At 46.3% G+C, this 14,407-nt stretch carries 11 protein-coding genes; all 11 read right to left on the bottom strand.

Annotated elements, in window-relative coordinates:
• Positions 1 to 2 precede the first annotated feature (2 nt).
• The 11 genes from A3Q3_RS0109950 to A3Q3_RS0109900 all read right to left on the bottom strand — a co-directional run bounded on the left by A3Q3_RS0109950 (position 3) and on the right by A3Q3_RS0109900 (position 14,350).
• Positions 3 to 803 carry a prepilin-type N-terminal cleavage/methylation domain-containing protein gene (locus A3Q3_RS0109950; protein WP_020183440.1) on the bottom strand — a complete coding sequence of 267 codons (801 nt, stop codon included), beginning with the start codon at positions 801 to 803 and terminating at the stop codon, positions 3 to 5.
• Positions 800 to 2,437 carry a hypothetical protein gene (locus tag A3Q3_RS0109945; RefSeq protein WP_020183439.1) on the bottom strand — a complete coding sequence of 546 codons (1,638 nt, stop codon included), beginning with the start codon at positions 2,435 to 2,437 and terminating at the stop codon, positions 800 to 802. The genes A3Q3_RS0109950 and A3Q3_RS0109945 overlap by 4 nt, the downstream gene beginning before the upstream one ends.
• 2 nt (positions 2,438 to 2,439) lie before the next feature.
• Positions 2,440 to 2,907, bottom strand: coding sequence for a hypothetical protein (locus A3Q3_RS0109940; protein WP_026361868.1), 468 nt, complete (start codon positions 2,905 to 2,907; stop codon positions 2,440 to 2,442).
• On the bottom strand, positions 2,904 to 3,521 hold the full coding sequence (locus A3Q3_RS0109935) for a hypothetical protein (protein ID WP_020183437.1): 618 nt from the start codon (positions 3,519 to 3,521) through the stop codon (positions 2,904 to 2,906). Before A3Q3_RS0109935 ends, A3Q3_RS0109940 begins: the two co-directional genes overlap by 4 nt.
• On the bottom strand, positions 3,518 to 5,098 hold the full coding sequence (locus A3Q3_RS0109930) for a hypothetical protein (protein WP_020183436.1): 1,581 nt from the start codon (positions 5,096 to 5,098) through the stop codon (positions 3,518 to 3,520). Before A3Q3_RS0109930 ends, A3Q3_RS0109935 begins: the two co-directional genes overlap by 4 nt.
• The gene (locus tag A3Q3_RS0109925) at positions 5,099 to 6,304 is read right to left on the bottom strand and encodes a type II secretion system F family protein (protein ID WP_020183435.1); all 1,206 of its coding nucleotides are present in this window, start codon (positions 6,302 to 6,304) and stop codon (positions 5,099 to 5,101) included.
• A gap of 13 nt (positions 6,305 to 6,317) precedes the next feature.
• Complete coding sequence (locus tag A3Q3_RS0109920) at positions 6,318 to 8,024, bottom strand: GspE/PulE family protein (protein ID WP_020183434.1); 1,707 nt, start codon at positions 8,022 to 8,024, stop codon at positions 6,318 to 6,320.
• A 6-nt stretch (positions 8,025 to 8,030) separates the two neighbouring features.
• Positions 8,031 to 9,368: a tetratricopeptide repeat protein gene (locus A3Q3_RS14175; protein ID WP_020183433.1), complete on the bottom strand. Its 1,338-nt coding sequence runs from the start codon at positions 9,366 to 9,368 to the stop codon at positions 8,031 to 8,033.
• Between the two features lie 22 nt (positions 9,369 to 9,390).
• Complete coding sequence (gene mshL / locus A3Q3_RS0109910; protein WP_020183432.1) at positions 9,391 to 11,280, bottom strand: pilus (MSHA type) biogenesis protein MshL; 1,890 nt, start codon at positions 11,278 to 11,280, stop codon at positions 9,391 to 9,393.
• Positions 11,281 to 11,449: 169 nt separating this feature from the next.
• Positions 11,450 to 12,904 carry an AAA family ATPase gene (locus A3Q3_RS0109905; RefSeq protein ID WP_020183431.1) on the bottom strand — a complete coding sequence of 485 codons (1,455 nt, stop codon included), beginning with the start codon at positions 12,902 to 12,904 and terminating at the stop codon, positions 11,450 to 11,452.
• A gap of 18 nt (positions 12,905 to 12,922) precedes the next feature.
• Entirely contained in the window at positions 12,923 to 14,350 is a 1,428-nt protein-coding gene (locus A3Q3_RS0109900) for a sigma-54 dependent transcriptional regulator (protein WP_020183430.1), read from the bottom strand.
• Positions 14,351 to 14,407: the final 57 nt, after the last annotated feature.

Raw genomic sequence — 14,407 nt, 5'->3', positions numbered from 1 at the left:
AGTTAGTGCAATTGACCTGCCTGAATCATAGCGTTATAGAGCATATAAGGCGATATCCAAGTGACAATATGATCAAACTCGTTGGGAGTATCGCCTTGATAAATATCGTGACTCACAAAAATAGTATCGATATTTAAATTTTCTGATTCATCTGCTTTTCCTGCGCTACCTAATACCGCCGTTGCTCCTGTTGAGTAAACTACAGCCACAGCATTATTAATTAAATTCACAGCAACTGAGCAATTAGCCACAACTGACGTGCTACAGACTCTTAAATTTGGAGCTAAACAACTCAAGCCAACTACACTCATATTACCAGCAGTAGTAAAATCAGGTGCGGTGTCGCCTCCACAAGTAGCACTGCTGTCAACAGACGTAACTGCATACCTAATTCTGTTGCCCCAAGCATCTAGCGCGAAACCACTACCATCCACAGGTTGCAAACCTAGTGTAGCTGCAGGCAAAAACCCAACATACGCAGCACAATTTGGCACTGCTGGCAATGGCGGTGTGATGTTCCTTGTACCACCTAATGGGTTTTCCATTCCAAAGCTACCAGCATCTGTATCTTTTATGAAATTGGTAGCAGTAGCTGGACATGGCAGCCTGCCGTTAACTTGTGCAAATGCTAGCAATGCCTGTTTGGCATTATCCATAGTATTAATAGTTTGCGTTAATGCAGCTTGCTCACGTTGGGCGCGTAGTGGCACAAATAGCGCAGACATAATCAGTCCAAAGATAACCAATACGATAGCAATCTCTACAAGCGTAAAACCACTACTTCTGTAACGTAAAGATGTCATGGGATCACCACTATCTGATCACCGTTGGTCAAGGTTCTAGGCTGCGTCATTTGATATAGAGAATCTTGTATTCCATTACTTACGTTTATATTGCTACTTTCGCCACTATTAAGATAACTCGCTATACTGCAACTAGCATTAGGATTGGCCAAGGATCCTGCAACTAGTGCATTTATCTTAGGATTTATCCCAACTGTTATTTTAGGAGGTGAGGTATTTGAAAGGCAAGTGGAGGATGAAACGCAATCACCTGATACTGCGTAAACAATATATTTTTCCCATTGATTTGATGTAAACCATGCAGGCAACAACCCACCCATCAGTTGACTACCATTGCATGCTATAAGGGCAAAACTACCATCTGAGCCACTCACACAACTCGCCTGATTAGCACTGCTAATGCAAGCGCCGGCATCACCCGCAAATGCGCCTGTGGTAGTAAATTTATTTATACCGTCCACAGTAGCAACACAAGCCCCACAAGCATCACACTGGTAATCGGTTGTGCCAGTTAAGCTCTTGCAACCGCCTGCACCTTTACAACTACAAGTCTTAGTATCAGCAAGGCTCACAGAGCAAGCGCCTGTCGGACTATTTACTCCCGCACCATCTGGAACAAAACTATCATCATTTCTAGTAAACGAGGCCGAACTTACTATGCTAAAGCTGCAATGACAGGTTTTATCTGCAGCTGCACAAGTACATACATGATTATTCGGTGCATTTACCGGGAGTAATCCTCGAAGATTGCCTTGGATGCACTGATTTTGATTAGCTACTGAGCCAAAGCCTGCTGCAAAGGGATAATAACTGTTAGCTGCGTAAAATGCTGTCAGCTTATTCTTCGCCTCTTGCAGCACCCTTTTTTCTAAAGCATAGATCAACTCGTCAGCAGTGATATATGTAAGCCGATCATTCACATCTGCATTACTTTGGATCACCACAAAATCCTCATCCGCACTATTGTAATCACTATTACTAAAAACCGTAGCGCCTATTAAAAATGTATCTAAGTAGTGATTAGCGTCCGCCACGCCTGCTGCTCTATCTTGGGCGCCAATTGAATTTCCTGGCGAAATAATAACTGCAGCTACGCGGTCAGAGATTAGCACCCCACTCCCATCAAACACTTTAAGCCAAGGGTAGGTAGGGGTTAAAATAATAGATGGGTTGATAGCGGGATTAGAGGTTGGAGCATCGTATTTATGTACCAAATTACGCGAAACCGCATACCATAGCTGATTACCTTGCCCATCTTGTACATTAACCCCTAAACCAGTTTGAGGACTAACACACGGATTGGTTTGGCCATAGATTGGCAAACGCCCAATTAAGAATGCGTAAGAAAATGCAGAAACTGGAGAAGGACAGTCGCTTCTTCCATCATAATTGCCATCATTGTTTCTATCAGGAAATGGAAACTGCCCCGGATTTATTGTATTACTAACAGCCAACGCAATTAAAGCCTGCTTCGCTTCGTTCAATGCCAAACTAGTTTTCCTGTTTTGCTCTACTCTAAGACTTTCTGGGTTAAATACTTTTAACAAATACGCGGTTGCAGCTAATCCAAGAATAAAAGCAGCTAAGATGACTATCGCGCCTTTTTGTTTTGTATAAGATTTAGATACACTCATACTTAATCAGCATTGCCGATTGTGCCAGAGTCACCTTGCACTGAGTATCGTATTTCTCTCACGCGATTAGATTCAGGATCATAAGTTTGCCCGGCCTTTAACGACAGCACTTTGCCAGTGGCATTGATTTGGATAGGAATGCGATTCTGCTGCGTTGGTAAATGCCCAACCGTCACCTCATCATTTTTCGTGCCTTCTTGCACTGCCTGACGGTTTACCCATACCGTGCCTTTTTTTCCATCGCTACGTTTGACATACCCTTGCACCTCTACCGCGTTTGGCGCAACCGCAGGCAGCATTGTATGCGTGGTCGGTGTTTCCACTTTTTGCGGCACAATTTCTTTTTTGGTTTGACGTAAACGATCTAAATTTATACGATCACTTGGTGTGCTGAATAAACGCCCTAGCCCAGCATCTGCGGCCTGTACATGCCAGCTAAACAGCAACATTAAGAGAATAAGTAGCCTCATAGCGGCGTCCTTAGCTGTGGGTCTCGCAACGTAATCCAATCAATATCACAACTTGCATCCAAGTAATCGGTGAGCATGGTGGGATTGATTTTTGCCCTAGAGAGTTTCGTCACGGTACATTCGCGTACGATAAAGCCAGTGGATTGCGCGCGTAAGTTGTCCAGCAACGTCAGTAAATCGCCTTCGTGCAGCAAGCCGAAATTTAAACGCATGGTGGAACTATGCAAGATAAAACTACCCAGGTTAGACAAATAGCTAGGGTGCGTTGTTGCTTGCTGGCTGATGTTGTAATCAATGCTAAACAGTTTGTGTTGCAGATGAATCTGCCTTAACGCTTCTATCCATTCAATTCGTCGCTCTTCTCCAATAAATCCTGTAGCGATCAACTGCTGATACAGCGGAAGATACTGCACAATCATTTCCCGCTCTTGCCCAGATGATAAGTATTTTTGGCGTGCTTGATTTAGTTGAGTGCGTTGCTGCTCAAGTGCAACTCTTTTTTCATCATGATAATTCTTGGCATAAAACGCCAGTAAGCCTACAACGACTAACGCAACCCCTAGCCATAATATTGGAGCTTGTAAGCGTTTCCAATCTTGTTGATTGAGCATCATCTGGCCACCCCTGTTTCCACCATTGGCTTTAATACCACTTTCAACTTAAACATGGCGGGCACTTGTTCGGATGTATTTTCATCCAGCGTGCTCCCTTGCAAACTGGCAAATGAACTGGCATTGACTGGTTCTTGCAACACCATTACCTGCTCTACTTTGGGGTTATTTTTAATCTGCGCAACAAATTGATTCACACTGTTGAGCGCACCACGGTAGTCCCCGTTAAAGTTACTGAGCGATGCACTGACAAATGCAATTTGACGTAACGTTGCGGCCTGAGAAGTCGCATTGTTGGCGTTAGGCTCACGCGCTTTCTCTGCATCCTGCACCTCCACGTTGTCGGTTTGCATCCAACGCAGACGTTCGATGGCAATTTCTGGCGACGTTTCTAGCGCCCCACTCAACACACGCATCATTTCTTCCGGCGTAATGTTGTATTGCTTCACGCTTGCAGCCAAATCCACCGCCGTTTTTAGCTCGGCACTAGGGATAGGCGTGGTGGGGAAATTACTCGCCACTTCCTCGTAGCGCTGCTGTTGCGCATGTGTCTGTAGTGCAAGCTGTTCAGTTTCACGCGCATCCCAATTGGCTTGCAGAAAACTATAGCTGGCAATGCCTATGCCAATCAGCGCCACTGCAGCGGCAGCAATATAAATCGCCTGCCGTAACTTGTTAAGATGATAGGCCTTGGTTAATTGATCTGGTGCTAAATTGGCGGGAATGTTGCCATTGGCCAACAGCTGCATGTGCAGCAGCTCTGGGTGTTTAAGTACGAGATCTGGCGCAATATTGATATGTTTGGCATAAGCCAAAGAATCCACAATTTTGCATTCCATGCCCTGCTCTTGGCTAATGCTTCTACCGATTACCTCACTCTGATTATCCGAAGAAGGCATGACCAACTGTAGCTCGGTGTGATCGGTGATAAAACGCTGGCTAAGCAAATACAAACGTGTTTTTTCTATCTCCACCAAGTAGAAATAAGCCATTTGATTAGGCTTCACATCCACAATGGGCGCCAAACGGCTCATGCGCAAATGCCCATTGTGTAAATAGGTTTGGCGCAGGCCAGAAGACAATCGCTCGCATAGCAAAATATTGGGCGCCATTAACTTCATTTGCTGCACGGTGTATTGGCTAATCATCGGTAGCAAATACAGGCCCACCAGCGGCACTTGATTCCCTTGAATGACACCCATCCAACCTTGTAAAAAGTCGGCGTTATTCAGTGCAACAAATAGGAAGTTATCATCGCGTCGCTTGTCTTTATCTTGGCTGATAAAGTGGGCAGTTCTAAACAGGTTATTACGATTAAACTGATTCAGCTTGCGCTCAAGTAGCTCGGCTCTAGCGCCACCAGTGGTATGCGGCAGACTCTCTAGGCGATACTCCTCTTCAATGGCATCCGCGATCAAATACACATTCATTTTTGCATTTTTTTTGATAAACGCATCAAATGCTTGATAGCCATCTTCGGTGTTGGCAAAGGTCTCGTAGTAGTGCAGGCGCGTGCCAAACCATACCCCTGCTGTCAGGTGGTGGTTAGATGCGCATAAAATCAATTTAGAAATAGCCATTTATATCTTCATCGCACTAAATGAGTCATACACCGGCAACAATACGGATGCCATGATGAATAATAATACTAAGCCCAGAATAATGGTCAATGCAGGCTCTAGCAATTTGAGCATTTTTTGCATCATGTCATTGACGTCACGGTCATAAAAATAGCTCACGTTCATGAGCGATTTATCTAGAGCGCCCGTGTTCTCGCCAATTTTAATCATACGCACCACCAGCGGTGAGAATAAGCCTGCATTCTGAAAGCTTTCACTCATGCTATCGCCCGCATTGATTTGCCCATGCACCCGGTTTAACGAATCGGCAATGACACGATTGCCTACAATTTTTTCGCAGGTTTTAATGGCATCCAATACTGGAATGCCGGTTTGATACATCAATGCAAAATAACGCGAGAATCTGGCCATTACAATCTTATGCAAAATCTCACCCGTTAACGGCAATTTCAATTTCAGGTAATCAAATTGATAGCGCGCACTCTCACTAGACTTCAATAAAGAGAACACACCAATGACTGCGGCCGCTATGAGCAGCAATATCAGCCACCAATAATGCACAAATGCGTCGGAGATGGCGATTAATAATTTGGTATTCCAGGGCAGCTCTTGCCCCAAGCTATTGAGAAACTTCACCATTTCCGGCACCAAATACACCATCAGTATAATCACCGCTGCCGATACTACCACCAGCAAAATCAATGGGTACATCAATAAACGCTTGGTTTGCGCAAACAGCTCATCCTGCCACTTTAAGGTATCGCTTAAGTTATTGAATACCAAAGGCAACTGCCCAGTTTGCTCACCCGCCGCCACTAAGTTAACAAACACCTCGCTAAACACATTGGGGTAGTCTGCCAGCGCTTGCGATAGCACTTTACCGCCTTCTACATCTGCAACTAAACCGCCGATGACTTTTTGAAAATAAGGGTTAGTGGTACTTTCACGCAGGTCATTCAAACCTTCTAACAGTGGCACGCCGGAACTGGTGAGTTGTTCTAGCTGAAAACAAAACATCACCAAATCGCGATTACTGACACGATTGCCAGACAACACTTGGCTTGATTTACCGGAAGACTTAAACGTGATGAGATCCAAACCCATCCGTTCAAGGCGGATTTCCAAATCCACCTCATTGACCGCATCCATTTGACCACGTGCGTAGCGACCAGACTTATCAATTGCTTTGTAATTGTAGGTAGCCACAGTGCGTTAGCAGTTAATGCTTAATTCTTGAAGTTAAGTCAATCACACGCATCACTTCGTCGATGCTGGTGTAGCCCTCTAAAATACGACGCACGCCATCATCCGCTAATGTGACAAACCCTTTTTGCAGCGCAAGTTTACGCAACTCATCCAAATGTGCGCGTCGCGCGATCAGCGCATCCATATCGCTGTCTACACGCAATAACTCAATAATGGCCATGCGGCCTCTAAAGCCAGTAAACCCACAGCGTTTACAGCCTTTGTGCCTAAAAATCTGTACTGCCTCAGACTGGCTTACGCCCAAAATTTTGCGCTCATCATCACTGGGCTTTACTGCCTCTTTACAATGCGGACAGAGCACACGTACCAAACGTTGCGCCACTACACCAATGATATTGCCTGCCATGATTTCCGGCGAAATACCAATATCCAGCAAGCGCGGGAAGGTGCCTAAGGCAGAGTTAGTGTGCAAGGTACTGAACACTTGGTGACCAGTCATGGCGGCACGAAACGCCATGGTGGCCGTATCCTCGTCACGAATCTCACCCACCAAAATAATATCCGGGTCTTGCCGCATAATAGAGCGAATACCGTTGGCAAAATCTACTTTATTCACTTCCGCCACCGAGGTTTGACGCATCATGGTGACCGGATACTCCACCGGGTCTTCCAGGGTCATGATATTCACGGCTTCGGTATTCAAATGTGAAAGCAATGAATATAGCGTAGTGGTCTTACCACTACCGGTCGGCCCTGTGACAATGACGATGCCTTCCGGGCGCGTCATCATGAATTTGAGCTCATCCAGCGTATTGGTTCTCAGCCCCATGCGTTCTAGCGGAATGATGGATTTTTCGCGGTCGAGCACCCTTAATACAATATTCTCGCCATTGATGGTGGGGTGTGTGGACACCCTGAAATCAATCGGACGGCCGCATAAATTCATATTTAATCGGCCATCTTGCGGTGAGCGCGTCTCAGCAATGTCCATACCGGACACCACTTTTAAGCGCACCGCTACCCCCGGCCAATAGGTTTTATGCAAACTACGGACTTGTTGCAGCACGCCATCCACGCGGTAGCGAATACGTAAAAACGCATACTCGGGCTCAAAGTGAATATCCGATGCGCCACGCTTCACGGCATCCATAAGCAAGGCGCCCACTAAACGCACCACTGGCTGTGTGTACTCGTTGCCATTTTCAGACAAGCTTTGATAGTCAATCTCGCCAGTTTCAATTTCCCGCAGAATGCCATCTACCGAAAGTTCGTAGCCATAGAACTGGTCTATAAACTCTTCCAGTTGCGCTTCTGCTGCCAATACCGGTTTGAGCTGAATTTGCCCACCAAGCATCGCTCTGAGCTGATCTAGCGCTACCACGTTAAACATGTCCGCCATGGCCACCACCATGATCTTGCTGGCGTCGTCATAAGAGACGGGCAATACGTGATAACGTCTGGAGAAGTCTTCCGGCACCATGCTAAGCGCATCGATATCGGCCACCACTGCACTCAGATCAATACTTTCTTGCCCAATGGTATGTGCCACCAAATCACGCACCATGGATTCAGACACAAAACCCAAGCGTACCAATTGCTTACCAAGCGGCAAATTGTTTTGGTCTTGCTCGATCAAGGCAATGCGCAACTGATCCTGAGTAATCAGGCCTTGCTGCACCATTAAATCACCTAGTCTTAATTTACGTCTTTGTTCTGCCATAGTTATTTATTGCGCTTGAATTGCAGCCATGCGTGCTTGTAATGCTGCAACATCAATCATACTTGACTGAGAGGAGGCCACTAACGCCAGTGCTTGTTGATAATAAGGAAGCGCAAGCATTGGCTTGCCCATTTGATCTAAACTCACCGCCAAATTCAATGCATTTTCTGCGCTGGCATTCAATCTAAATGCTTCAAAATATGCTTGTTGCGCCTCTGGCCATTGTGATTGTTCTGAAAAATAGGCACCTAAGTTAGCATAAGCATTCGCGTCGTTAGGGTGCTGTGCAATTAGGTTCTTGAGTTGTAATGCTTGCGTTTGACGATCCGCCGTATTGCCTGCGGTAGCCGTCAGCGCAATTGTATTTTTAGGGTCTGCCTCTAATACTTTTTGGTACCAGCCCAGCGCATCGTCCAAGCGATTTTGACGCTCTGCAATGGCCGCCATGCCAAGTAGCGCATCTACATTGTGGGTTTCACGTTGTAGTACACGTTTGTACAAAGCCTGCGCTTCACTATCATTGCCGGCAACATAAGCGTTATAAGCGCTCATCAGCACAGGGTTCACGGCGGGTGCAGAAGCACTCCGAGAGACTCTAATCGAAGCACTTTCTGAAGCGATTGTCGGCACCGACTGTGACACTGTAGAACGCCTAACCTTGATATCACCACTGCTCACTACATTGATTGCGCGCGGCTCTGCAGACTGTGCCTCCGGCTGCTGTGTAGCAGTTGCAACATGCGTCTTGCTTGCTACGGATTTTGCTGGTGACAGTTCCACCGTTTTTTCTTGTTCAGTTAAAGCTGGGGCATCCGCAGGAGGGTTTTCCGCAACAGGCGGCGCGTTTGCAGTCAGCGGTTGAGCAACCGCTGACTGTGTTGGATTGACCGTTGTATTTTGTTGACTCACCACAGGCGAAGCAATAGGGGCTTGCATTTGGTTGAGCTGGTAATAAAAATAACCAGCAATGGATAGCATTGCAAACAACCCAAATAACACAATCCAAACAATCGGCTTGATCTCTGTTGTGGGCGCAGCTTTAGATGCAAATACATTATTTGCACGTTCTGACGTGTGCTCTTCTGAGTAATTGGTACGTGCAAATGCTTGTGTTGCTTGAGCTTGTGCCTGCTCTGGCTCAGTCAGCTCCAGAATAAATGGCGCATCAATCGTGCTTTCCGTTTGCTCATTGGCAATATTACCTGCACTTCTTCTGCTTGTATTTTGCGGCGAAGTGGCAGCTTCTTGCGCAAGCTTCTGCTGCTCAACTTTTTGCTGTTCAGCCTGCGCTTTTTCAACTTGCGCTTTTTCGGCTTTATCCAATGCTTTAATTAATAAACTCATCGCAATAGTGGTAATGCATCAATTACTGATTCGCTTCTTCAAGCACTTTTTCTAATTGTTGGGCAGGTAAATACTGTTTAAATGTTTGCAATTCATCTGACTCTAGACTGGCAAATGGAATGACGGTTGGACGCAAAAAAATCACCAACTCGGTTTTGCGCGTGGCATCGTTTTTACCCTTAAATACAGCACCCACGCCAGGCACATCAGATAAACCGGGGACTTTATCGGTATTTCTGTAAATTTCATCTTGCATTAACCCACCTAGCACCGCTGTGTTACCACTGCCAATTTGCAATAATGACTCCATTTCCCGTACCTGAATCTGCGGGATTAAACTCTGTACCGTAAGTACAGGATTAGGGTCTTGCACAAAGCTCAATACTCTAGATATAGTGGGGCGCACATTGATATTCACATTGTCCGTATCATTAATTTGCGGAGTGACACTCATGACCACCCCCACAGGTACGGTGTTGGGTGTCGTGGTGATACTATTTAATGTACCACCAACACTACCGCCTACAGTAGACTGTTGCGCTTGCACCGTAAAGTACACCAAGTTATCTACCACCTTGAGTACAGCTGTCTGATTATTGAGCACCATGAGTTTTGGGCTAGACAGTACTTTAGTATCGCCAAACTGTTTAAGTAAGGTAATCGATGCCGCAATATTGCCGATTGCACTGGTCGGGTTTAGATACCCAGCGACAAACCCTGCCGTATTACGTACATTCAGTTGATTCGTACCTCCAGCTGAGAACTGTGCATTCACTCCTGTACCCGTATTCGGGTTAAAGTTGACGTTCGGGTTAAAGATCACACCTTTGGATCCTAGTGTTTGACCAAAGATAAACCCGCTATTATTTGCACCGTTATTCAGACGACTCCAATCTATGCCGGCCTGAAAGCTATCACTCAAGCGCACCTCCACAATCGTGGCCTCAATCAGCACTTGACGTCTTGCGCTACCCATTACCCTATCAATGAATTCCTGCACTTTTTCATGCTGCTTATTGGTGGCACGCACACTAATCACACCCGTTTCCGCATTGGCAATCACATTGGCGGCAAACAAGGTTTTATATTCAGAACGCTGTTCTTTGCGCTGATCGGATTCCGCTTTACTGCTATCTGTTTGTGATTTGATATCTTCTGTCTTCAATTTGGAAGTGTCTGTCTCTTTATCGCCAACGCTACCATAGCGCGTCACAATGACCTCTTTGTCTGTTTCTGCCAACAGCTCTTTCAGGTTTTGAATCAGCGACTCCCACAAATGATTTTTTGAAGTACTGTCTACTGCTGTACTTGAGCTGTTTTTGCTACCGTTACCGCTGGTATTGGTGGTGGTCGTGCTGCCATTTGCACCGGTGCTCGCACTTTGGCCCGTGCTAGAAATCTCTGCTGCCGCGCCAATAAATCCCTTGGTATCGCGGTTCATGTTCACGTAATCCACCTTGTAGGTTCTAAGCACTGGCTGATCCGGTGCAATGTAAAGCACATTGCCATCCATGCGATACGTCAAATCGACTTGCTTGGCTAAGCGCTCCAATATGGAAGGCAACGTTTGGTCGACCGCATTGAGTGTTGCGCGGCCTTGTATTGCAGGATGAATATCAATATTGATTTTGCTTTCGCGCGCCAGCGCAAACAAAATCTCTTTCACCGGCACCTCATTCACCACCACGCTGTAGGTTTGTGATTTGAGAATGGCTTTAGGCGGTGGCAACTGTGTTTGGCTTCTTACCGGCTTGGGAATAGGCGCCTGTGCAACTTCTGGCGTGGATTTTGGCGCGTTGGAAGATTCAATATGCCCGGTAGACGGCGTAACCTTGGTCTGATGCGCACATGCCGATAGCATGGTCACCAGCAAGCAAATAAAATATTTAAACGGGTGATTATTATTAAACACGTTTGACTAACCCCATCACTTAATTTAACTAATAATTTCTCTTGGAGTTTATCGCACAATGGGGGTTAAATTGCAATACTAACTTATTGAAAGTTCTGTTAATTTTCCTTATGCATCCCTTTTGCCAGCTACTTTGTTATCTTTACTAAATTGCTTTGCAATTAATTTACTAAGTACTTTTGTTGGTTTCTTCCAATATCCCACCAATCGTGCGTAACTGTGGCCGGTTTTTTTGCAAACTCATAGGCAATTGCTTCAGCGCCTCGTTCGCTGAAAACCTGTCCACAAAGCCACCATACAACACCGTATAAAACGTTTGCTGATTGACTTTGGTTTGGTACACATAAATCTTATCCCGCTCAATGGTTTGGGCCAATAGCGTCAATTGATTTTTTAATTGCGACTCATCTGATGCCCCCAGTATTTGAATGGTGACCGTATCTTTGGGCTGCATGCGCATCCACTGCTGCGTGGCTTGCAACCGTGCTTGTAAAAGATCAGTGGTGACATCAGATGCAGGCACAGCAGCCACTTCGGCCGTAATCGCCTGCGTATCTGTAGCGGCCTGTGTATTCACAGCTTGCGGTGCAGTTGCAATAATTGCAGCTGGCGGCACAGACTCAGCAGTTGGAGCGACTGGCACTTTCGGCTGTGCAACTGGCGGAGTAACCGCCAGTGCCGCGGCATGGCTGGATGACCGTGAAAATTGTGCCTGATACAGCCTGTGTGCTAAATAGCCCAACGCCAAGCCCAAGAACAACACACCCAGCAAGCCCAGCAGCAAAAATCTGCGGTTGGCTTTTTTGGCTTTTTCTGCACCAAATTCACTATCAGCAATGGCGGCTTTTACATGCTTAGGCGTCACCAGGTATACGTTATCGGCAAAAGCGGCCAATAACGCTTTATCCGCCAGAATATTCACGCGCCGAATCAAACCCTCTGCCGCAGCAGAGATTTTTGCAATGGATTTATCACTGAACAAATGCGGGCCAAAATAGCCCGCCGCGCGTAAGCGAAAAATCAGGTACTCACCTACTTCTTTTGGCCGTAACGGCGTGAGGTTAAAACTGTGGGTAATGCGCTCTCTAAGCTGGCGAATGTGCGTTTGATTTAAATTCACATCTAATTCTGGCTGACCAAACAATACCATTTGCAGCAATTTGTGATGCTTGGTTTCCAAGTTAGAAAGCAGCCTGATTTCTTCCAGCGTGGCCAGCGGCATGCCTTGTGCTTCTTCTACAAAAATCACCACTTGCTTACCGGCCTCGTGCCGCGACAGCAAATAGGATTGTAGTGCCTGCATCACCTTTAATTTATCGGCATTTTTGGGGAGCTTGACGCCCAACTCAAACGCAATGGCGTGCAAGATATCTTCTGGCGCCACGCTTGGGTTAGCCAAATAGATACATTCCACCTGTTCCGGCAGCATGTTCTGCAGCATGCGGCACAACATGGTTTTGCCGCTACCCACCTCGCCCACCACTTTTACAATGCCTTCGCCACTGGTAATGGCATATAGCAAAGCATCCAATACGGCACCACGATTGCTGCCGTTGTAAAAGTACTCGGTATTGGGGGTGATTTTAAACGGGGGCTCTTTTAGCCCAAAGTGTGCGTAATACATGTTAAAGCACCCACATCATTATGCGCTGCCCTGCTCTTGTAGTTGAATACGGCTATACAAGGTGGTGCGATTGACGCCTAGCAACTTGGCCGCTTGGCTCAAATTGCCATGTGTGATTTTCATTGCGGCATCAATATACGCTTTCTCCCACGATTTCAGCACTTGGTCCAAACTCACATTGGCCTCTGTTTGTAGATGTTGCATGGCATAGCCAGACAAATCGCCATTATTGGAAACCACTGGACCTTCGCTCAGCTCATTTTGACGCGATAGATCTAACTCGGCAGACAATTGTTGCTCAGTCACGGTTTGGCCTGCATATTTTGCAATCAGGCGAATGATGATATTACGCAACTCGCGGACGTTGCCAGGAAAGTGATAGCTGAGCCAGCGCGTTTTTGCACGGTCATCCAGCTTAAAGGGTTGTTGCTCGGTCTCACGCGCGTAGAACTGATTAAAGTGTTCTAGCAGCACAATGCTATCTTCGCCTAGCTCGCGCAATGGCGGCACTTTGACAGCAAACACGCTTAAACGATGGTATAGATCAGAACGGAAATGACCAGCTCGCACTTCCGCACGCAAATCTCGATTGGTAGCGGCAACGATACGCGCCTTACTCTTGCGAATCTGCGTCTCACCCACGCGCGCGTATTCGCCATTCTCTAACACACGCAGTAATTTGGCTTGCATTTCCAATGGCAGCTCACCAATTTCGTCTAGAAATAAAGTGCCATCGCCCACATCTTCAAAATAGCCGGTGTGCGACCCCGCTGCGCCAGTAAATGCGCCCTTGGCATGCCCAAACAAAATAGATTCTGCCAACATAGGTGAAATAGCAGCACAGTTGACTGACAGATACTCTTGCTTACTACGTTTACTAAAGCGATGGAAATTGCTGGCCACACGTTCTTTACCAGCACCAGACTCGCCCTCAATCAGCACAGGGAAAGGCGAATCGGCAAATTGACGAATTTGCATAATGAGTGTCTGCATAGGCAAGCTTTGCCCCAGCATACCGCCATTTTTATCTTCAGATTGCTCGGTTAACTCAACACTTTGTACTTTTAATGAGCTAATCAGCAGGTCTTTTAGACGCTCTACATCACATGGCTTGGGAATAAAATCTAGCGCGCCTAAAGCTAGCGCATGCTTCACATTCACATCATCACTTTGCCCGGAAAGCACATGAATTTTCATGGTCGGTGAATGCGCAAGCAGCTCGCCAATCATTTTAAAACCCTCATCCGGTTTATGCTGGGATGGCGGCAACCCTAAGTCAACCAAGGCCAGTGCCGGAGGCTCATCCAATTGTCGCAACAAACTTTTGGCTTGCGCACGTGAGTCGGCCACGCACACTTCAAAATGCTTGCTCAATACAAAATGGAGTGTATCGGTGATCAAAGGATCATCGTCGATGATCATTAATATTGGACGTGTTTCAGCCATACTTGCACCCTTAATCGATTTTATTCTTAATGTTAATTGATTAAAGATACTATAGCC

The organism is Methylotenera sp. 1P/1 (genome assembly GCF_000384355.1).
Lineage (GTDB): Bacteria > Pseudomonadota > Gammaproteobacteria > Burkholderiales > Methylophilaceae > Methylophilus.
Note: the sequence above shows the minus strand (reverse complement) of the source record. Positions and strands in the feature narration are given on the sequence as shown.